This is a genomic window from Spiroplasma melliferum KC3, assembly GCF_000236085.2.
GTDB classification, from domain to species: domain Bacteria; phylum Bacillota_I; class Bacilli_A; order Mycoplasmatales; family Mycoplasmataceae; genus Spiroplasma; species Spiroplasma melliferum.
The window spans coordinates 294,746-318,213 of the sequence record NZ_AGBZ02000004.1; the positions used below are offsets into that span (position 1 = coordinate 294,746).

General features: G+C 25.7%; 15 protein-coding genes and 1 riboswitch. Of the genes, 14 read left to right on the plus strand and 1 reads right to left on the minus strand.

Features of this window, described 5'->3' with window-relative positions; translation table 4 throughout:
* The first annotated feature begins 218 nt into the window (after nt 1-218).
* The 4 genes from SPM_RS05755 to recD2 all read left to right on the plus strand — a co-directional run bounded on the left by SPM_RS05755 (nt 219) and on the right by recD2 (nt 6,126).
* Entirely contained in the window at nt 219-755 is a 537-nt protein-coding gene (locus SPM_RS05755) for a hypothetical protein (RefSeq protein WP_004028675.1), read from the plus strand.
* Nucleotides 756-926: 171 nt separating this feature from the next.
* Entirely contained in the window at nt 927-2,699 is a 1,773-nt protein-coding gene (locus tag SPM_RS05760) for an oligosaccharide repeat unit polymerase (RefSeq protein ID WP_004028676.1), read from the plus strand.
* 115 nt (nt 2,700-2,814) lie between these two features.
* Complete coding sequence (gene mnmA / locus SPM_RS05765; RefSeq protein ID WP_004028677.1) at nt 2,815-3,948, plus strand: tRNA 2-thiouridine(34) synthase MnmA; 1,134 nt, start codon at nt 2,815-2,817, stop codon at nt 3,946-3,948.
* Nucleotides 3,949-3,963: 15 nt separating this feature from the next.
* On the plus strand, nt 3,964-6,126 hold the full coding sequence (recD2, locus tag SPM_RS05770) for an SF1B family DNA helicase RecD2 (protein ID WP_004028678.1): 2,163 nt from the start codon (nt 3,964-3,966) through the stop codon (nt 6,124-6,126).
* A 661-nt stretch (nt 6,127-6,787) separates the two neighbouring features.
* Here recD2 and SPM_RS05775 read toward each other — a convergent pair.
* Nucleotides 6,788-7,903, minus strand: coding sequence for a hypothetical protein (locus tag SPM_RS05775; RefSeq protein ID WP_004028679.1), 1,116 nt, complete (start codon nt 7,901-7,903; stop codon nt 6,788-6,790).
* Nucleotides 7,904-8,557: 654 nt separating this feature from the next.
* On the opposite strand from SPM_RS05775, the gene SPM_RS05780 reads away from it, so the two are divergent.
* The 10 genes from SPM_RS05780 to SPM_RS05825 all read left to right on the plus strand — a co-directional run bounded on the left by SPM_RS05780 (nt 8,558) and on the right by SPM_RS05825 (nt 23,460).
* Nucleotides 8,558-10,108: a hypothetical protein gene (locus SPM_RS05780; protein WP_004028680.1), complete on the plus strand. Its 1,551-nt coding sequence runs from the start codon at nt 8,558-8,560 to the stop codon at nt 10,106-10,108.
* Between the two features lie 601 nt (nt 10,109-10,709).
* A riboswitch (cobalamin riboswitch) is annotated at nt 10,710-10,881 on the plus strand.
* 394 nt (nt 10,882-11,275) lie between these two features.
* A complete protein-coding gene (deoD, locus tag SPM_RS05785; RefSeq protein ID WP_004028681.1) occupies nt 11,276-11,986 on the plus strand; it encodes a purine-nucleoside phosphorylase in 711 nt (236 codons plus the stop codon).
* Nucleotides 11,987-12,005: 19 nt separating this feature from the next.
* Entirely contained in the window at nt 12,006-12,629 is a 624-nt protein-coding gene (locus SPM_RS05790; RefSeq protein ID WP_004028682.1) for a deoxynucleoside kinase, read from the plus strand.
* Between the two features lie 45 nt (nt 12,630-12,674).
* Nucleotides 12,675-14,663: a transketolase gene (gene tkt, locus SPM_RS05795; RefSeq protein ID WP_004028683.1), complete on the plus strand. Its 1,989-nt coding sequence runs from the start codon at nt 12,675-12,677 to the stop codon at nt 14,661-14,663.
* Nucleotides 14,663-15,274, plus strand: coding sequence for a bifunctional 4-hydroxy-2-oxoglutarate aldolase/2-dehydro-3-deoxy-phosphogluconate aldolase (locus SPM_RS05800; protein WP_004028684.1), 612 nt, complete (start codon nt 14,663-14,665; stop codon nt 15,272-15,274). The genes tkt and SPM_RS05800 overlap by 1 nt, the downstream gene beginning before the upstream one ends.
* 15 nt (nt 15,275-15,289) lie before the next feature.
* The gene (locus SPM_RS05805; RefSeq protein WP_004028685.1) at nt 15,290-15,877 is read left to right on the plus strand and encodes a nucleoside 2-deoxyribosyltransferase; all 588 of its coding nucleotides are present in this window, start codon (nt 15,290-15,292) and stop codon (nt 15,875-15,877) included.
* Nucleotides 15,878-16,276: 399 nt separating this feature from the next.
* A complete protein-coding gene (locus SPM_RS05810; RefSeq protein ID WP_004028686.1) occupies nt 16,277-16,651 on the plus strand; it encodes a hypothetical protein in 375 nt (124 codons plus the stop codon).
* A 197-nt stretch (nt 16,652-16,848) separates the two neighbouring features.
* Nucleotides 16,849-18,453, plus strand: coding sequence for a hypothetical protein (locus tag SPM_RS05815; protein ID WP_004028687.1), 1,605 nt, complete (start codon nt 16,849-16,851; stop codon nt 18,451-18,453).
* Between the two features lie 131 nt (nt 18,454-18,584).
* Nucleotides 18,585-19,328: a hypothetical protein gene (locus tag SPM_RS05820; RefSeq protein ID WP_239643303.1), complete on the plus strand. Its 744-nt coding sequence runs from the start codon at nt 18,585-18,587 to the stop codon at nt 19,326-19,328.
* Between the two features lie 40 nt (nt 19,329-19,368).
* Nucleotides 19,369-23,460: an ABC transporter permease gene (locus SPM_RS05825; protein WP_004028689.1), complete on the plus strand. Its 4,092-nt coding sequence runs from the start codon at nt 19,369-19,371 to the stop codon at nt 23,458-23,460.
* The last annotated feature ends 8 nt before the right edge of the window (nt 23,461-23,468 follow it).

The window sequence follows — 23,468 nt, forward strand, 5'->3', positions numbered from 1 at the left end:
TAATAGTATAAAAAGAGTAAATAAAACATAAATTAAAAATATAAAATTCTATTTTAAAATAGTTAATGTTTTAAAATAAAATGAAAAGCATAAAATATTAATTTTATGATTTTCAATTATGAAAGGGGCATATTAATATTATGGGCTGCTTAGGAAAAATGATTGAGAATATAGGAAGAATATATTTAGCATATAAAATGATAATATGGAGTAAGAAAATGCGTAAAAAAACTAAAGCAGCATGAAATTTTACTGCTGATAAAATTAGCGAAAAATGAAATAGTGCAAAAAATTGGTTATTAAAAAAACATTATTATTGAACTAACTATAATAAATGACTTGACATAAGAACAAAAGAAGAAAGAAAAAAAATTAATTTTCAACAAGATATTGTTATTAATGCTCAAATATATTATAAACAAGTTGAAAGAGAAGCAAAGCGTAAGCTTGAAGAAATAAAGAACATTGCCAAAAGAGATAATATATATCAGTATTTAGAACCTGACTTTAGCCAAATTGAAAATATTTTAGATAACTTTGACATAGTAAAAATGATGTCACGTCTTTCAACTTCAAATCAAGATCTTGCTAATAAATTTAAAGACATTCTTAATGAATTTAGTACAGTTTCCTCATCACGTTCAAATAGTGAGCAAATGATTGATAATGATATATCATCTGATGATAATGATGAATTTTTTGATGCATTAGAAGAATTAGAGCCTGTTAAAACAGATAATGAACGCAGTTTGTAAGGAAATTGTAATAAATAATTTTATAAATATAAAAAGCAATTAAAATTTTAATTGCTTTTTATATTTACTTGGCATTACAAAAAAGGCTCAATATTTCCTTTGTTTTTTAGTTGTTTTAGGATATAATTAATATGTATTAGTTCTGAATTTGTTTTGAAATGGGTGTTGATAATGAAAAGTAATGATATTAAAATTTTAAAAATAAAACCAATTAAGCAAAGTGTTCATAATAACCAGAACATTGAGTCCCAAGAGTTTATTTCAAACAATGATGCAACTTTTTTGCTACAAGAAAATAGCCATTTTTTTAAAAATAATTATTTTTTCACTAAGAACCAAAATGTGAATCAAAATAATGATTTAAATTCATTCGCACAGTCACGGAAAATAATTTTAAATTTAGATAATCCAAATGCATTAAAAATTTTACATCATCAAACTGAAAAATTACAAGAGGAGAAAACAAGTTTTCATCACCGATTAAATAAAATTAAATCAACTTTTGATGAAAAAATCCAATTGGATAATGAGGAACATTTATATGAACCACCAACCATTACAAAAAAAATTGACTTATTAAACTTTCATAAGAAAAATAATGATGTTCAGTTTAATAATAAACCTGCTGAAGTTAAAGTTGACCATGCAACAGTCAAAGCACAAGCTCGTGCTGTTGCTCAAAAAATAATTCAAAAAGATCAAGAAAAATTAAAGCAATCATTAACTAATAGTGATAATAAACAAAATATAAAATCAAAGTTAGGTTTAACAAATCATTTTCCTAAACTTACTTTACCGAACTCATCACCAAAAAAAGATGTTTTTTTTACTCAAAGTTATAATAAAATGCCAGGTCAAAAAACAAATATTTCGCAAAAAATAACAGGTAATGTTACTCCTATCCAAACGAAAAGTGATAAGGAAGAAACTTATGATAAAAAGTTTGATATTAAGCAAAATGAAAATAAAAAAATAGTGGAGGGAGTAAATTTAATCGTTCGCCCGGACAAAGCAAGTCAATTTTATGATGAAATTGATACAATGGAGTGGGATATAACAAAACGACCAAATTTAGGTGTGGAGCAAACAACCAATAAATATTATCATCAAGAAGAAAAGAATTTGGAATCAAAAGAAACTTTACAAGTTTTATCAGAAAAAGTAAAACTTCAAAATGAAACTCCTCGAGCAATTGAACTTGAAGAAGCAGAGGGAACTTATCAAATAGATAATTTTTATGCTAAGTTATTTAATTCTAATATAAAAGAAGATTCATCAAAACAAGGTGGCAAACTTAAAGTAAAACGAATTTATGGAAAAAGAGCAAAAGATCTTAATCCTAATGTTTTGTCCTTAACAAATAAGCATTCAAAGTCTACTGTTCAAGCAACAACAATGTTTAATAATAATTATCAAATTCAGCAATTACCAAATGGACGTCAACGAATTACTAAAATTAAGAAAAATAACATTATTAAATGACGTAATCCAATTGTTTTAATTGCGCGACTTATGGCAATTATTGGATTAATAGTCCTATGTAGTGCATTTTTATTGTTTAATAATTGAATTAATAATTCAGCTTTAGATTTATATAATTTTTTTGAAGTTAATTTTGGTAAATTTAATTTTATTCCTGTTAATCATCATTATTTTTTTGTGAATCGAATATTTATGTTAGTTTTAATTGGCATTTATGCAATTATTGTTGTTTTACCGTTTTGTTTGGTATCAAATTTTAAAATGCAACTTTATTGTTTTTTACCACTAAGTTTAATTTTCTTATGTACTATGATTGGGCTTGCATTATATAGTTATTTTTTTATGAACAATATTTTTAATTGATCAAGTAGTATTATGCAAATTATTAGTTATAGTTTTTTATTGATAGCAAATATTTTGATGTTAGCAGCAGTTTTAAAAGGCAAAAAAGAAAGATCTTAAATTATATAGGAAATTATTTTAAGCAATAGGAAACCAATTTCTTATCTTGGGTTTTTTAATTTTCAATGTTAAAATAATAGTACTAAATTATTATTAAAAAAGGAAGTGATGTGCAATGAAAAAAGTTGTTGTTGGATTATCTGGGGGAGTTGATTCTTCAGTTAGTTTATATTTATTACAACAAGCAGGTTATGATGTTGAAGGTCTTTTTATGCGTAATTGGGACAGTCAATTAAATAATGATATTTTAGGGAATAAAGCAATTAATAATATGATTTGCCCACAAGAACTTGATTATAATGATGCTGTTAATGTTAGTAAAACATTACAAGTGCCATTGCACCGTGTTGATTTTATTAAAGAATATTGAGAATATGTTTTTAAACATTTTATTAGTGAATATCAAAAGGGGCGAACTCCTAATCCAGATATTTTATGTAATAAATATATTAAATTTGATTATTTTTTAAACTATGCAATTAATAATTATCATGCTGATTTTATTGCAATGGGACATTATGCGCGGGTACGTTTCAATGAAGAATTACAAGAATATCAATTATTACGGGGAATTGACCGAGATAAAGATCAAACTTATTTCTTAAGTCAGTTGAACCAAGGACAATTATCAAAAACATTTTTTCCGTTAGGAAATTTAACAAAAAAAGAAGTTAGAGAAATTGCAATGACGCAAAATTTAAGCACGGCTAATAAAAAAGATTCAACAGGGATTTGTTTTATTGGCGAACGTGATTTTAAAAATTTTTTACAAAATTATATTCCAAATCAAGATGGTAATATTGTTGATATTGAAACAAAAGAAGTTGTTGGTCATCATAATGGGGTGATGTATTATACAATTGGTCAACGGCGTGGTTTAAATTTAGGTGGGATGAGTGAACCATATTTTGTTGCTGGTAAAAATGTTGAAAAAAATATTTTATATGTTGCAAAAAGTAGCGAAGAAAAATGACTATATTCAACTAGTTGTCTTGTTACTGATGTTAATTGAATTAATACTTTCCGTGAAAAAGAATTTAATTGTACAGCTAAGTTTCGTTATCGTCAAAAAGATATTCCTGTTAAAATAACCGTTTTAAATGATAACAAATGTCTTGTGGAATTTGCAACAACAGTAAAAGCAATTACACCAGGACAAGCTGCTGTTTTTTATGTTGATGAAGTTTGTCTTGGCGGTGGAGTTATTAATGATGTTTATTTAGATAATCAAAAATTATGATATTTATAGGAAAGGATTATTAAAATGGCTGAAAAAATACGGGGTTATTTAAAATTAATTGTTTTTGAATCTAATAATGGTTATCGGATTTGTAAATTTCAATTAGAAAATGATAAAACACATTTTATTTTTATTAAAGGATTTTTATCAGCTTTACAACCAGAACAATTATATGAATTATGTGGGGAATTTGTATATAATGAACGTTATGGTGAAAATTTTGAAGTTAAAGAAATTCATAAACTTGCTCCGCGTAGTAATGATGAGGTCTTAAAATATTTAACTAGTAGTTTATTTCCAACAATTGGTGAAAAAGCAGCACAAATAATTATTGATTATTATCAAACAGATGTGATTACTAAAATTAAAGAAAATTTATCAACCTTACATCAAATCCCAGGGATTAGTGTTAAACAAGCTAATATTATTGCAAAAGTATTTCAGTCAATGAGTCGTGATGATGAATTAAATCATCAATTTAATCAAAAAGGATTATCGCTACAAGTTTTATCTTTATTAAAAACAAAATATAATGTTGACCAGATTTATGCTTTATTAAAAAAAGATCCTTATTCATTGTTATTAAAAGATAATATTGCTTTTAAAACAATTGATAAGATTTATTTAGCATTTGAGCAAGAACCTTTTAGTAATATTCGAATTGGTTATTATGCCTGATATTTAGCAAAGGAATTTTGTAATAATAATGGTGATACTTATTTAACATTAAATGAATTAACAAAAATTTTACAAAAGCATTTTTCTTCTTTAACAAAAGAACAATTATTAGCAGGATTAAAATATAGTAAAGAAATTAAATTACTAATTTTTAAGAATGATAAAATTTATGTTGCAGAAGTATATCATAGTGAAATAAATATTGCTGCAATGTTAGTTGGCTTGAACACAACTGACCAATATGATGATCAAAAATTAACAGAAGAATTAGAGAAGTTAACAAATAAAAAACAAATTATTTATAATATGAATCAAACAAAAGCAATTAAGGCTGCCGTGCATTCTAATTTTTTAGTTATTATTGGGGGACCTGGAACGGGAAAAACAACAGTTGTTGATGGCATTGTTAGTCTTTTAAAAAAAGTTTACCAACAATCAAAAATTGTGTTAGCAGCACCAACAGGAAAAGCAGCAAAACGATTACGAGAAAAAACTGGTCAGAAAGCTTTAACAATTCATAAATTATTAAAATATGATGCTTTAACTAATCAGTTTTTTTATAACGAAAATAATCCTTTAGAAAATGATATTTTAATTTTAGATGAAGTTAGTATGGTTGATAGTTTGTTATTAGCACAAATTGCCAAAGCTAGTGTTAATTTGCGTAAATTAATTTTAATTGGTGATCCAAATCAATTGCCATCAGTTGCTTGTGGTGATTTGTTACGAGATATTATTCAAAGTGATGTTTTTAATGTTATTAAATTAGAAGAAGTTTATCGGCAAGAAGCTGGAAATGACATTTTAGAACTATCTTATGCAATTGAACAAGAACATTTTGAAGATAATAATTTATTTGATAAAAAAGATTTTACTTTTATTAATGAAACTGATTCGCAAGCATTATTAACAGCTGTTGGTGATTTATATCAAAACATTAGCAATCAATATGAAGCAGATTATAATGCTATCCAAGTAATTGCTCCAATGTATAATGGTCCAGTTGGAATTAATGCATTAAATACTTATTTACAAAATCGAATGAATCATGCAGTTGGCCAAAAAGAAATTAAGATTGGACATCGTTTTTTTCGAGTTAATGATAAAGTTATGCAACTTAAAAATCGACCTGAATTAGAAATTTATAATGGTGATGTTGGCATTATTATTGATATTAAAAAAGATAAAAATTTAAATGATGTTATTTTAGTAAAATATGATAATGTTATTACATATACTAAAGAACTTTATTATGATATTACTTTAGCTTATGCTTGTAGTGTTCATAAGTTACAGGGCAGTGAATATGATAATATTATTTTTGTAATAACAAAAAGTTTTTGAATGATGTTAAAACGAAATCTAATTTATACAGCAATTACCCGTGCTAAAACTAAGTTGTATTTAATTGGTGAACCATCAGCATTTTTATATGGAGTTAATAATTTACCACAAAAGCGTCGAACAACTTTACAAGAAAAAATTAAAACATTTTTAAAAGAGCAATAGTTATAATATTTTACCTAGTTTTAATACTATCCGTAAAAAATTTAACATAAAACTTATTAATTATAAATGTATTGCAATGGTAGCAAGATCAGTAGGTTTTATTGCAAACATCTTTATCAAATTATGTCCTGGTTTTTGTTGCTATAATAGTAATGAATAAAGTAGTGATTACAAATGATACAATATTTAAAATATTTACTATTTTTTACCTTTTAATTTATTTTTTTAAAAATATTTTTAAGATAGTTCTATCATAATTTAAAAAATCAATAAATTATGTTTTAATATTGTAAATTGTAAATATAAGTGTAGCAAAACTGTTAATTAAGTAATAACATAAAAATAAGTTAAAAAACATCTTTAATAAAAAAAGTTTTCAATTAAAAATTAAAAACTTTTTTATAAAGATTAATGTTTTTTATTTTGCTATTTAAAATAAATATTGATTCCTATGCATTTTAGAAAAGAGAACTAGCAACACAGCCAATTATACTAAGCGCAGAACCTTTCGCGATACCTTTAAGTACTCCGGTAGCGAATGCTTTTCCTGATTCTTTAATAATGACTTTTAAAGCAGAGTCACTATTTTCTTTAATTTTTTCTCAAGCATCACCAGGCGCATCAGCAAGAGTTTTATTTTTAAATGACTCAAAAATATTGTCTAAGCATGTTTTTTTTCTTCTAGCTTATCTAATCTTGATTTTATTTCATCTATTTCTGCTCTAAGATTTATTATTTGATTGTTTTGATCTAAAATTATTAAATCTTGAATATAACCATGTAACATTTCTATTAATCATAGTTTAAATTCTTCTTTAAATGCCATTTCTTCTTTCATTAAAATATCTTTATTATAATTTTTATCGTTTCTTTTTGTTTGCAATTCCTCTTCTTTACTATTAGCTCAATTATCAAATTGTTTTGCTTTTTCCGCTGTTAATAAAAATAGAGGATTTACATCAACTTTACCAACAAGACGAATTGCATCGTATTTTAATTTGCTTCAAGTACGATAAACACAATTTGATGATGAAAAATAATAATTATGTCTAATTTTTAATTGTTTTCCATCAAGAAATAATTCTATATCAATATAAGAATTCTGAACGCAAAAAGCTCAGGTACTAATCTTTGGATAGTTATAGTTCATCAATCTTACAGTTGAATTTAATTTAGTTGGCATTTTAAATTCTTTAACAGTTTCATCATCTCCTCGACCGCCAAGTTGTGCTCATAAACCAATAAATTCAATTTGAGGAAATTTTGTTTCAAATTCTTCTCAATTTTTTGCATATTTTGTTCAATCTTCTGTAATGGTACGTTCACTTGATACTCGTTTACTATCACTTGACATTGTTCCTGTTATTTTACCATCATTAAAATCCATATTGAATTTATGAAAAAAATTGTTATTAAAAAATTCAATTTGTTCCTTAGCATAAAAATCATTTTTGTCTGAACTTAAATATTCTAAATTAAATATTTTTTCTACTGCAAAGTTTAAAAAGTTATTGATTAATGATTTTATATTTTTTTTACTTAATTCAACAAAATTATTAAAATAACTTTTTACATGTTTTTCAAAAAAACCAAACATGTTAATATTATTTTCTTCTTTTTCGTTTTTATTTAATTCTTTCATATTATCTGTTTGTTGCTCATTAATATTAGTATTTTTAATAGTTTCTTCTTTTTGATAAGGGCTAACAGCAACTGATGTTGTTACAGCAGTTCCACTAATTACTAATACAGTTAACAAATTTAGTATTTTTTTCATTACTTGTATTTCTCCTTTTCTCAATATTGAAACTTTTTATTTAGGGCCTATCTTGTATTATAATATATATGCAAACAAAATTATGAATTATTTTGTAAATTGTAAATAAAGAAAAAAGTTAATATATTTTAAAACTTATTGATTTAGCAGTGAAATAATTTACTTTTTTTATCAAACCAGTTTTTTTTTTTTTTTTTGTTATAATGGGGGTGCTTAAAATTAATATTAATAAATAACTTAATTTTAAGCAAACAGAGAAACATATATTTTATAGTTTTCATTAGTTTATATTTGAAATGTGTAATTAAAATCTCCTTTTTAGTTACACATTTTGCTTTTATTGAAAATACATTAAAAAAAGCCAATTTTTATTGCTTTTTTTTTTTTTTTTAAAATAAAGATATAGAAAGGAAATTAATTTAAAAATAATTGTTAATATAAAATAATTATGATAAAGTGAAAAATGTAAATGATTTTTAAAATATTACTAATATTTTTAAAATAAATGACATTAATTTAATAAAATATAATAAAAAGAATTTTTAACATCGGCTAGCGATAAGAAGCCGTAATTATGATATTTAAGTTTTAAATTATTTTTTTAAGTTATAATTAGAAAGTATGAATATAAATATTACGAAGGGATTTTAAATTATGAAAAAACTAATGAGTTTATTAGGAATGGCTTTTTTTGCAACGGCAGGATTCAGTCCAATTATGAGTTGTAAGACGCCTCTTAAAGATGATAATAACGAAGGCGTTGAAAAAGATATTGAAATTTTAAATAAAATTTCGCAACGTGCTATAAACAATTTTTCAGTTTATGCACGAACTAAAAATACAATTAATAGTACTGAATATCAAAATAAATTTGACAAGTTATATACAATGGTCAATAAAGAAACGGAAAGTAAAAAATTAAACCAAATGGATGAAGATGTGAAGGATGCTTTAGCAACACTAAAAAATGGTTTTATTGCTGTTTTTAATAATATTTGTAATGAGATTTATAATGACTATTCAAATTATTATCCTGATAGTAAACCAATTGAATTACTAAGTGATAGTTTAAATTATGAATTAACTTTTATTGATATGGCACAATTAAAAACAATTTTAGATCGACCAGGATTAGAAAAAGTGAAAGCAGTTAGATTAGATTTCCATTTTCAATTTAAAGCTAATTTTAAACTTTTATCAACAACTTCAGATTATGTGATTCAATATGTTATTACTGATAATCCAGAAGAAATGAAAGTTGTTTTAAATGGAATGGTTCAAAAAATTTCCAGAGTAATTGTTAATTTTTTCAATACAGAAGGAGTTTTTCAAATTGATAAAGCGCCAGAATTTGCTAAAATTTATCAAAATTTTGATGTAAACTATACGGCTGGTTTTGCTAATTTAGATAAAATTATTTTAGAAAAGTTACAGCGTAAAATTGAAAGTGATAGCGAATTACAAAAATTTGTAAAGAATATTAAATATAATTCTTCAATAACCTTGTTGAGTTTACTAACAAGTGCAATTAATAATACTACTAATGGTGTTGATGTTGTTCGAGAAAATACAGCCTCATATGTTTGAACTGGAAAAGGATATCAACCTGATAAAATTACTCCAGAAAATTTTGTTAAGTTTTATCGTGCATTAGTTAATGTTTTTAATACTGGAGGGCAAAACTTACGATTAGCTGATTTTCATGTCAATTTAGCTAAAATTCAAGTAGCTGGTTTCCCACTATCTGGAGCAGTAATGAATGATGGTCAAGCCTTAAAAGTTCAAGTTGAAATTACAGAAGAAGGTTTAACAAATAAGTTAATGGAGTTTGGACGATTAGTAGTCGCTTTTTATAATCATTTTAAATTAGAATCAAATGAACATTCCGGCGTATTCCATCTTAGCGAAGAAGCTTTTACTGAAATTTTAAATTTAAAAAACCGCAAATATAAAGATGTTTTAAAAATTTTAATTGATGATTTTAAAGAAGCATATAAAGGAAAGAATTTACCAGGACTTGACATTTTTACCACTGGTAATTGAGAAAAACGTGTTCATGAAGTGAGTTTAAATAAAACTAAAGATACTTTTTCACTCCGTCGTCGGGCAGTTTGAAACTTTGATTTATTATTTGGAACAAATAATGCGGTTTATTATACTGGGTGAACATCAACATTATTTACTTTAGAATTTACTAAAAAATAAGTTTGATTTAAAAAAGCAAGAAAATCTTGCTTTTTTAAATTAACGATAAAAATTGCTAGCATTAACGCTAGCGAATATGTAAATAATAAATCTGGTCCGTTCATTTTAATGATAATTAGGATTAGTATGAGAATAATATGGGAGTTTGCTAATTATATTATAATTAATACATTATTCATTAAATCATTTACCATTGTGACTATATTTCTGATTACTACTAGCAAGGAATATAACAAAATTTAAAACTAAACCTAATTTATTTAATAACATTGCAAATGAATAACTGCTATTAACTAAAAAACTATTTATTATCAATTGCTTATTATTTGTTTTATTATATTATCGATTATTTTTATGGTGGGCTAGATTGTCGACTATTTTTTGATTCTAATTGAGATTGAAAGGAGTAAAAATACTTAATAAGTAAGGTCCATAAATATTATTTACAATTTTCATTATATGCTCCTAGATTTTTCTGACAATAGTTTTATTTTTAATTGTAAAAATATCAACTTTTTTCCTAATTTCTTTTTAGTTGGTAAATAATTTGTTAATTTTAACTTGCATTTTAAAAGTAAACTTTATATTATTATTTTAACAACTTTAAAAAGCAATTTTGGATGTTACGGGAATTAGGTGTGAATCCTAGGCTGTCCCAGCAACTGTAAAGTGGATGAAAGCTAACATAATTCCATTGAGAAAATATTTCTTGAGAAGGAATAGCGAGTAAAGTGAAACTAAGCCAGTAGACCGATCTAAAAAACATTGGTAAGATATCAATGCTGAACTTATAGTTATTATCTCTGGGGTTGGATGATTAATTATTTATTAGTGAAAACTATTAAATAATAATTTGAAAGACGTCAAAAAGCGTTTTTTAGTTGTTAATTTAAAGCAGTAAACCTATCAAAAGGTATTATTTAAAAGATAATAAATAATAAAAATTAATTAATAATTAAGTTTAATAGCATTTGATTTAAAATGGTTTTATTTTTGTTGTTGTCTTAAACTATTAATTAAAATAATCGTAGAAATTAAACATCATTTATGTGGATATGCAACAATATTCTTTTTCGTGTTGTTTAAATATCCTTACTTTTTAAATAAAAATAGGATTGATAGGTATTTATTGGTAATTAAATTAAGCGGAAAAGAGAGGAACAAAAAATGACACCACATATTAATGCCAAAAAAGAAGAAATTGCAAAAGTCGTTTTAATGCCGGGAGACCCATTACGAGCAAAAACCGTTGCGGAAAAATATTTAACAAATTTAAAATTAGTAAATGAAGTTCGAAATATGTTAATGTATACTGGCAAGTATAAAAACATTGAGGTAACAATTGCTGGAAGCGGAATGGGTTGTCCAAGCATTGGAATTTATTCATACGAATTATTTAAGTTTTACGATGTTGATTACATTATTCGAATTGGTTCAGCTGGAAGTTATAATCCGAATATTAAAGTTTATGATATCTTTAATGTTCGTGAAGCATTTGGTGAAAGTAATTATGCAAAAATTGCAGCTAATATTGATAGTAATTTAATTGCTGCAAGTGAAAAATTATTTAATGAAATTGAAGCTGTAGCACAAGCAAAAGGAATTAAAACACACACGGGAATTGCGCATGCAGCAGATGTTTTTTACCGTTATGATGATTCATTAGACTTTATTCATACGCATAACTTAGATGTTGTTGAAATGGAATCATATGCTTTGTTTACTAATGCAATTGTTACGCAAAAACATGCAGCGACATTATTAACAGTTTCTGACCATCTTGTGACGAAAGAAGTTACTACAGCTTTAGAACGGCAAAATAATTTTATGACAATGGTTGAATTAGCATTAGACACTGCTGTTCAATTAATGGGTTAAAAACGAAAGGAGCAATAAAATGAAAATTGCAGTCTTTGGAACCGTTGGGGCAGGGAAAACAAAAGTTAGTGAAGAATTATGCAAACAATTAAACTATAATTTATTTAAAGAACCATTAGAAGAAAATCCATATTTTAAGGATTTTTATCAGGACATGGAAGGATTTGCTTTTAAAATGCAAATTTATATGTTAACAACAAGAATTGAGCAATTTTTTAACATTGATAATTTAGATGATACTGTTTTTGACCGCACAATTTTAGAAGACCCTGTTTTTGTGCGAGTTTCTCATTTATTAAAAATTATGAATGAAATTGATTTTAAAGTCTACAATCGTTTTTTTCAAAATGTTATTGTTCCAATTTTGAAACAAAAATTAGGATTTGATGTCATTATTTATTTAAAAGTTTCAACTGAAAAGGCTGTTGAACGAATTAAACAGCGTGGGCGTCAATTAGAATTAGAAAACCCATATTATTACTGGGAAAAATTGAATGAACAATATGAAATTTTATATCATGAATTAAAAAATGATTATAAATTTATTGTTATTGATGCTGACAATGATGATTTTTCAGAAAAAATAAGCATTATTATGCAACATTTATTACCTCTTGATAATAAGGTTCCTTGTTTAATTTAAAAATAATTATTATTAATATTTTAATTTAATAAGGAGGAAATTAAAATGAAAAGCACAAATAATAATATTGAAACAAAAAGTTTAAGTAATTTAAGAATTTTAGGGTTAGATCCTATTATTTATAATAAAACTGGTCACCCAGGGATTGTATTAAGTGCAGCACCACTAATGCAAGCAATTTATTTAGATAATTTAATTGCTAATCCGGCAGTACCCGATTGAATCAATCGTGATCGTTTTGTATTATCCCCAGGACATGCTTCAACTTTACAATATGCGATTTTACATTTAGCTGGTTATAATTTGACAATTGATGATTTAAAAAATTATCGTCATATTAATTCAAAAACTCCAGCTCATCCAGAATATGGCGTTACTCCTGGAGTCGATAATTCTTCTGGCCCCCTAGGGCAAGGAGTTGGCTATGGGGTTGGGATGGCATTAGCTGAACAACATCTAGCGGCTAAATTTAATAAACCAGATTATAAAATCATTGACCATTATACTTATGTTTTATGTAGTGACGGTGATTTACAAGAAGGAGGAGCAATTGAGGCAATTCAATTAGCTGGGGTGTGAAAATTAAATAAATTAATTATGTTATATGATTCAAATGATTGTCAATTAGATACAAAATGTGATGCTGTTTTAAAGATTGATTATCAACGTTTTTTTGAAGCACAAAATTGAAATTATATTCGAATTGAAAACGCAGATGAGGACTTGCCAGCAATTCAAAAAGCAATTGAACAAGCTCAAAAATCTGATAAACCAACATTAATTGAATGTAAAACAATTATTGGTTATGGGCATCCAAAACAAGGTTCACCAATGCATTCTTCACCATTTACTCCTGAGGAGATGGACCAAGTAAAAGCATTTTATGATTTTAATCATCCTCAATTTTATGTTGACAATGATGTTAAAAAACATTGACAAGATACTTTTGCTAAACGAGGAGCAATAAAATATGAAGAATGAAAGAAAAAAATAACTGCTTACAAAGCAGCGTTTCCAAAGGAATATGAAGAATTATTTGCTACTCCATCGGTTGATTTAAAAGCTTTTGCAGAATTATTAACAACAGATAAAGATAAAAAAGCAGGAACACGAATTATTATGGGAGATGTATTTAAATATTATCAACAAAAATGTTTAAATAATATGTTTGGAGGTAGTGCTGATTTAGGAACTGCAACCAAAATCATTGGTTATAATGGATCATGAACAACATCAACCCCACAAAATAATAATGTCCATTTTGGAGTGCGAGAATTTGCGGCCGGAACAATTAGCATTGGTGTTGAATTACACCAAGGCTTGAAAGGATTTAATTCAACATTTTTAATTTTTGCTGATTATATGAAACCATGTGTTCGAATGGCATGTATTCAAAACTTACCAGTTATTTTTGCTTTTTCCCATGATTCAATTGGTGTTGGTTTTGATGGAAAATCACATCAGCCAGTTGAGCAATTAGCAATGTTACGAAATTGTCCGAATTTAAATGTTTTTCGGCCAGCGGATATTAAAGAAGCAATTGGATGTTTGAAAGCAAGCGTGGAAGCAAAAAGTACTCCATCAGCTTTGATCTTATCGCGACAAGATACTCCATATCAATTAGCAGAAACATGCTGAGAACAAACGCTAAAAGGGGGATATATTGTTGTTGCTGAAGATGAGACAAAACCATTGGAGGCAATTATTATTGCAACAGGAACTGAAGTAGCACCAGCAATTGTTGCAGCTAAGACAATTAAGAAAAACATTCGTGTTGTATCAATGCCTTGTGTTGAATTATTTGAACAACAACCAAGGGCTTATCAAGAAAAAATTGTTCCAAAAAATATAACAAAAGTAATTGCAATTGAATTTTCAAATGATTATGTTTGATATAAATTTGTTGGTAAAACTGGTTTAGTTCTGGGCGTTGATGATTATGGTTTATCGGGAAGTGCTGATGCTGTTATTAAGTATAAGCAATTAGATCAAAGTTCTATTATTAATAGAATTACAGCATATTTAGAAGAATAATGATTACATTAGAAAAACTATTAGACTATAAAACTTTTTATGTAATTCGAAATCATAATTATGCTGTTGCTCAACAAATTTGTGAACAGTTAATTAATTTACAAGTCAAATGTTTAGAATTAACATTCACGATTCCTAATGTTGCAGAATTAATTAGTTTTTTTCGTAACAAATACCCAACAATTTTAGTTGGAGCAGGAACAGTTTTAACATTAGAACAAGCAATGCAAGCGGCAAAAGCCGGAGCTCAATTTTTAGTGGGTCCAGTTTTTAACCAAGCAGTTAGTGAATATTGTCATCAAAATAATTTACTATATATTCCAGGGGCAATGACACTACAAGAAGTTAACGATATTGTTAATGCTAAATGAGAAATTATTAAAATTTTTCCAGCAACAGCATTTAAATTAAATTTTATTCAAACAATTAAAACATTTTTTCCAACAAAAATTTATATGGCTTCGGGAGGAATTAATTTAACTAATTATGAAGAAGCAAAAAACTTAGGATATGATTTAATTGCCGTTGGTGCTTTTATCACGGGTGATATTAATAGCACAGGTCTTGATATGGAAAAATTTAAAACATTTGAAACAATAATTAATCAATAAAGGAGAAAAAATAATATGAGAGATAATAAAAAAGTAATTTATAATGCGGGTAGTATGTTTACTGAGGCCCAGTGAAATACAAGAAAACGTGAAGGAGATATGTTGCGTAAAATGTTTCCAGACTTTATTATTGGAAACCCAGTTGATTTTGAAACAAATCAAAAAAAGCGCCCTACAAATAAAGCAATTTTTGAATTAGATTATGCTGGTTTAACGGAGGCAGATTATGTTATTTTTGAATTAGATGGATGAGATTCAGGAACTCATATGGAATTTGGTTTAGTAGTTGAACAAGCAATTCATAATAAAAATAAATATTTATTACCAATTATTTCTGACTTTCGTTTACACCAAGGAATTTTAAAAGGAGAATATCCTGGTTTTGGTTTAAATGAAATGATTACAGGGGCATTATATTATGAACCACTAAATAGTGGTGATTTTCCTCAAATGACATTATGTAATTCGCATAAATTAGCGTGTGAAGCAATTTGAGCTATTGAAAGGGGCAACATTGAAGATTATCGAAAAAAATATGATATTAAAGATATTTTCAAAGAAAGAGAAGATGCTTTATATCATGGCTTTGATTGTTTTATTTAAAATAATTAATAAATTAACTTAAAAAGTGAATATATAACGAAAAGTGTACATAAAAAATAAAATTTTAGGATTGAGTCATTCTATATTTAATAGAACTCAATCCTTTTAATTTGTTACAAAATAATAGTTTTAAAAACCTTCAAGAAATTTTTGATTAATTTTAGTAATAAATTTATTAAGATTTATTTTACGAATATATTAACTGTTTTATTTGCCAGAATAAGTATTGTTACTGGCCAAACAAGTAATTATTTTATTAGTTAATTACTTGCATTTTTTTTTTTATATAATTTAACCGTGTCAAATTTTAGAACTTTAATATTTGATTACAAATTTTATAATGGAAAAACTAATTTATATTAATAAAATATTTATTTTAAAAGGAGGTATCAAATTTAAATGGATACAAATTATGTACAAAATGAACAAGAGAATGTTCAAACCAATGTTATTCAAAATAAAAAACCAGATAATTTATGTCGAGCAGGATGTATTATAGCAATTGTTTTATCATCATTAGCATTAATAGGACTTTCTATTGGTGGCTTAATGTTATTGGGTTATGGTGTTTATGCAGCTGCTATTATTTATTTAATAATTGCTGGGGTAGAAATAGTACCAATTATTATGTGTAATAATGTTTTAAAAGGGAAAGTAGAATCAAATCTTGCAGCTGGTATTATTGCTTTGCTTTTTTCAGGTTTGGTTAGTGGTATTTTAATTTTAATTGGTAAATATGAAAATGAAAAACCACAAGGATTAGTTACTAATTAGTTAAAATTTAATTAACAATTTAATTAGTAGAAAAAAGTTATTATTTAAATAATAACTTTTTTTGTAATTTAAGCAAATAAATTGTTAATTATTTTTATCTATTGCAAATAATTTGAAAAGTAAGTTTAATTACTTTTTATTTTTCTTTTTGTAAGATAATATAAAATATATCGTTTAAATAGAATGAGGTATAAATAATGAAAAAACTTTTAGGTATTTTAAGTATTCTTTTATCAGGCACAACAGGTAGTTTTGGGATGCATGGTTGTGCAATAAGAGGTAACAATTTAGCAAAAACTAATGAATATACAGCAGAAGCGAATCAAGATATTGAAACTTTTTATAAAATAATAACATTAATTAAAAAGAAAATTAAAGATTGATGAGATGCTAAAGCATTGATTGATATTAATAAGTATTTTAATGATGTTACTAAACTTAATGAATTTATTACAACTTTAAAATCAGATGAATCACAACCCTTTATTGGCGCGGCAATTAGCAAATGACCTTTTTTAGAACAGTTAATTAATGATTTTAAAAAAGAAGTTAATAATATTAATAGTGAACTTGCCATTACTTATAATAATTTTTATCGTGACACAGAAAAAGAATTTCCAATATTATTGTCAGATGATAATATCAAATTAAAAGTAAATAAAATTAATTTTGATAAACTATCAAAATTAATTGCTGAGAATAAAGAAAATTTAAATGCAATTACAATTAGCTTTGATATTAATTATTCAGTTAAATTTAAAGAATTTGACCAAGTTTATGAAAGTAAAGGGTTAGTTATTGCTAGTAATAATCTGGAAGTCTTAACTAATGTTCAAGAAAACATTGAATTATGATTTATAAACTTTATTAATGATTTACTTATTAAGCAAGAAAATAAAATTATTGATAGATCAAATCAACATTTTAATGATATCAATGGAAATAATACAATTTGACCAATTATTAAACAAGAATTAGATAAAAAAAATATAATAACTAATTCTCAACCTTATTTTGCTGATTTTTTTAATACTTTAAATTTATGAAGTTCTTTTTATAGAAAAAATTCAATCTTAACCTTGGCAGGAGAAGGATATCAACCAGACAAATTAACAGCAAAAAACTTTTTAGAATTTTATAAACAACATAAGAATATTATTAGTGAAAATAATTATTATGTAAAAGCAGATATAAAATATTTTTTGCCAGGTAATTTAACAATTGAAAATTTACCGTTTAAAGATAAAACTCCGCAGTGAAGAAATTTAAAGACACCAATTAAAGTCTTAGTACCAAAAGATAAAGTTGATGAACAATTACAGCAATTTGCAGAAAAAATAATGGCATTTTGACATTATTATAAATTAGAAACTTATAATAATAAACTTGTTTTTAAGATGAACCAAGCAGATTTTGATACTTTATTTAAAAAAGTTAGTTTATTTAAGCCAGAAAGTTCAGTAGATGCAAGAATGACATTACTTTTTGAAACTATTTTTAATCTTTTTAATAATACTTGTGCTGCCACAGAAAAAATTAAATCAAAAATTTATAAACCTAATGTAGCAGAAAAAGAAAAAGTTATTTCAAAATTTAAAATGGAAACAATAAAAGATGATAAAAATATTACAATTAAATTATTTAGAAATCATTATTCTGATGGAAATTATCCAATTTATTATATAAATTTATCTTATAATGATTTTGGATATAGTTTCTTTTTTACTCCGGATGAAAAAGAAAGAAATCTTGAGAATGATGACTATTCATTTTTACAAACAATAGAATTTAAGGTTGGTTAATTTTTAAAATTTTAATTGTAAGAAACAAAGCGGTGTTATTTCATAAATAACATCGCTTTTATTTCACAGTTTATTAAACTTAATTTTACATTCATTTGGGAATAATGTTATAATAATATGAGCAAAATATAATGAAAGTTATAAAGGTGATGGTAATGAAAATATATGTTTTAAAAAAATATCAAAAATTTATTAATATTTTCTTTATTATTTTTCTTGTGTATATTTTATTTTCATCATCATTTTCAATTATTGATATTGCTGGTAATTATAATTTTTTAAATATTACATTAAATTTAATTTATCTTGTTTGATCTAGTTTTATTTTTCTCTTTTTTATGGGAATTTTAATGCAAATTTTAATTAATTTTAAACAATTGAAAAAGACAACAATTTCAGCGTGGAAATTAATTTTATTTTCTAATTGACAAATTATTATTTTATGACTTTGCAATATTGTTTTAATTTCATATATATTATTTTTTGGTTATACTTCAATAATTTTTCAATTGCAAAATATAATTGCATATGAAACAATATATTCTTTTTTAGTTATTTTATGCTATGTTTTTTATGCAATTTTTACCATTAGTTTTATTATAATGCTAATATTGTTTCGATTATATATTGGTTATTTAAAAAAGATTAATGATGTGATTGCTTCTAGTTATTATACATTTTGTAAATGTACTTTGACTAGTATTGTTGTCACTCAACATAACCAATTAACAATGTCAATTTTATTAATAATTTATCCAAATTATGATTTTAATCAATGATTTAAAAAAGCTACTATTGTTGATAATCTTCGTAAAACAGAATTATTAACACAGTTTAAAAAACAAACAACACCACCTAATCTTTACTTTAACTAAATTCAAATATTAACAAAAAAAGAAGAAAGAATGTGGAAAAATGACAGGTTTTAAGTTATTATTTAAAAACAATTTTAAAAACACAGTTAAAAATAAAATTCAATTTATTGGTTTAGTTGTTTTGGTATTTTTAACTAGTTTTATTTTTACAATTATTGCAGTTTCTAAACAACGAGTAGAAAATAATTATAATAGTTTTATTTCTGAACAATTAAGTAATCAACATGATTTTGTTGTTAGTTTTGCTAATTCCACTTATGTTAAAAATTCAAATAGGGAACCGGATCAGTTTGAAAAAATTACAGATAGTGGGATTCGTCAAAACGCAATTTTAGAATTTGTTAAAGAACAATTAAAGAATAGAGATGAACATTTTATTTATAACCGTGTTGAAGCACGAACATTTACATTGGGGAATAATAAAGTTATTAAAGCAGTAACATTAAATCCTCATCAAGAAATTGATAAATTTATTGTCGCTAATGGAATGCCATTAAGTGTTTATACGAAATATTTATTATCAATTAACCAAGAAACAATGCATTGGATTTATTTAACCCCTGAGTTTGCTCGCAAAAATAATATTAAAATTAATGATATTATTCGATTACAACCCGATAGGTATGGAACAACAATTAAAGTTGCTGATAGTGAATTAAAAGATGTTGATTTAACTCCATATGAAAAAGAAGATATTAATAAATGATTGCCGAAATCACCATATGCAAATGAAAATTGGTTCCGAGTAGTTGGATTTGGACAATCAGCGGATTATGTTACGCCAATTATTGATGCAGTACATCCATTTCCGAATATGAAAAATGAAGGAATTGCATATTTAGATCCACGATTGTTTGGATTAGTTGAAGATACAGTTGAAGATACAGCTGGTCATAAATATCCAGTAACAAAATTAGATTTAACAAAACAAATTTTAATTCCAGAAAGTCAATTAGAGCGAGAAGTTTATTATGTTGGAAAATTTCAACAGACAAAAGTTGATCAAATGCGAAATAATTATAGTCAAACAATCAATAATTATTTAAATACTAATCAGGGGAAACATATTGGTTTACATGGATATTACGTCAAAACATTGTCAACTGGTTTACCAATTGCTACTTTTCGGACAGATAATCGTTATGAATTTGCGAAAAGAATTACATATTTTACATCAACATTAAATGCTTTTATTAGTGGTTCTTATATTTTAATTACGATTTTATTAATTATTTCGTTCTTTGTGTTAATTCTAGTTGTTCGCCGGCAAATTGATGCAACTGGACCACAAAATGGATTATTACGAGCATTGGGATATCGACGCCGTGTGTTAACCTTTAGTTATATTTCCTATCCATTAATGATTGCATTAATTGGTGGGATAGTTGGTTATGGAACGGGGATTAGTGGTCAATTTACTGTTAAATATTTATTTGGTTCATATTTTAATTTACCATATGGAAATTTTGTATTTGCACCATTAGCATTAGTAACTTGTGTTTTATTTATTTTCGCTTTGTTAACTTGTGTCACAATGATTAGTGGAACAATTATGATGGTTTCAAGAACACCATTACAATTAATTCGTAAAGAAAAAACAGTTTCATATGGTCGTTTTAAAAAAATTGTTTATAAAATGTTTGCAATTCGTAAAACATTTGATGCACGATTTCAAGCAGTACAATTATCTAATTCAATTGGAAAAATGGTTGGGGTATCTTTAACGATGATTATTAGTACCATTATGATTACGATGTCAACAACAATTCCAATTATCTTACAAAATAATATTCGTTATTCATATGAAGGAGATAATTATAAAACTTTAGTTGAATATAATAGTCCGATTTATAATTTACCAACAAGTTTTTTACGAACATATGATCCAAGTAAAAAGCCATGAGATAGTAAAAAAAGTCTTTTGATTAATACAAATATGACAACAGATGTTAATCAATATCTTAATGACTTTGAAACAGGGCAAATTAATTCCGAAAATTTTGCTCCAACATATCAAGCAGATGATATGCGATCGTTATTATATCGTAATATTTCCAAAGAATTTTTACAAAGTAATAAATTAACTTCAAGTAATCCGGATTTATCAAAAGCAATTTGTAGCACAACATGAGGTGACTACAATGATTTTGGTTTAAATCTTTTAACAAAATCAACCATTGAGAAATATTTACGAACAACAGAAACAGCACAGGAACATATTGATATGTTAGAAAAATCTCGATTATTTTATTGAAAATATCGGGAAACTGTTGGATTAAACATTAAACGTGCAGATTATTTTGATTCACGAGGGAATTTAAATTTAAATGATAAGTTAGGGAAAAATATTTTTACCCAGAGTGATTATAAACGAGATTTTGGAGAAGGAAATCCAACGATTACATTAGCAAATAATCATTTTCGTCCAGCATTAGAACAACCATTGTCTGTATCTTTTTATGATGTTTTAGATTCAGCAACAGGAAATGAATTTAATACACGTTTAAAAAAACCAATGTATGATTTATATAATTGAATTTATGCTTACTTTGTGGAAAATGTTAATCAATGTTTTATTCAAGGAGTATATTCACGTTCTCCACAAACTGTCCGATTAAAAATGCAAGAAGCATTTAATCAAAACAATGGTAATTTTAATTTAACCTTTGGAGTAATTCCGTTTAATCCATTAACAGATGATCGGGGGACAATGATTAATGCTGAATTAAATAGTATTGAGTTTAAAATTTACGGAATTAATCACACATTTAAAAATCAAGCATTAACTAATAAAAATAATGCGAATTTAAATGAAAAATTATTTACAGCAAGTAATAATATTGTTTTAAATGAAACATTAGCTAAACGATTAAATGTTACAGTTGGAAATCAAATTAGTCCGCGACTGATTCGCAAAGCGTTAGTTGCTAGTGAACAAGATGCTACTTCGGATCAAATTTTACAAGCTTGAGATGCAAGCGATGTAACAGGTAATAATACTCAAGCACAAGGACGAGTTGGTAAATTAATGTTTAATGGGGATAATAAATATAAAAATAAGGTTTTAAAAGATGGAAATAATGAATATGTTTTAGAAAGTAAAATTGATGCACTTGACCCTAATTTTACAAAACCATCAATTTTAAACGATAAAATTGTTAATGGAAGTTATCGGGTAAGTAATGAAACGGAGAACGAATCCTTTACCGTTGTTGGTATTACTAATCAATATGGTTCACCACGAGCTTGAATTAATGAAAATAGGGCACAACAATTACTAGGATATGATAAAACCCGAAATTATTTATTACAATTATTTTTAAACGAATGAACAAATTCATTTATTAAAAACAATGATAAATTAGCACCATCTAAACGAAAAAGTTTAGAATTATTAGAAAAATTTATTAAAGAGCATTCAAGTACACCTGTTGATAAGTTATGGAATGAGTTTGTTAAATATTGAAAAGCACATCAAAGTGCAGTTAATTGAATTGCTGTATTTGAAAATGAATATCCAATTTTTAATTATAAAATTTCTAATAGTTCCAAAATTGATGATATTGAAACCGGATTAGGAACAAGTCAGTTATTTGGTGACTATAGTTTTTATGGTTTAAATGGTGGTATTAGAAGTGAAATTTCCTATCCACCATATGCAAATAGTACTTTTAGTAGTTTAATGCCAATTGCTGAAGCTCAAGCAATTTTAGGAAATATTTCAAAAGCCGTTAATGGTATTATTTTCTTTATTATTGGTATTTCTTTTGTATTAAGTTTTATGATTATTATTTTAACAAGCAATATTGTTATTGCGGAAAATCAAACAATTATTGCAACAATGAAAGTATTAGGATATCGAAATCGTTATATTACAAAATTAGTTATTGGAATGTATATTCCTATTATTGTAATAATGACAATTGCCGGCTTTGGTTTTGGATGATTATTTTTAATTATTTCTAACATGATATTAATTCGAATTGGAATAGTTTTACCACTGTTTATGAATATTATGATTCCATTTATTGCAATTGGCAGTGGTTTATTATTATACTTTATTGCATATTTAATTAGTTGATTTAATATGAATCGGATTAATCCATTGATTGCAATTATGAATGCGGATTAAGGAGGAAT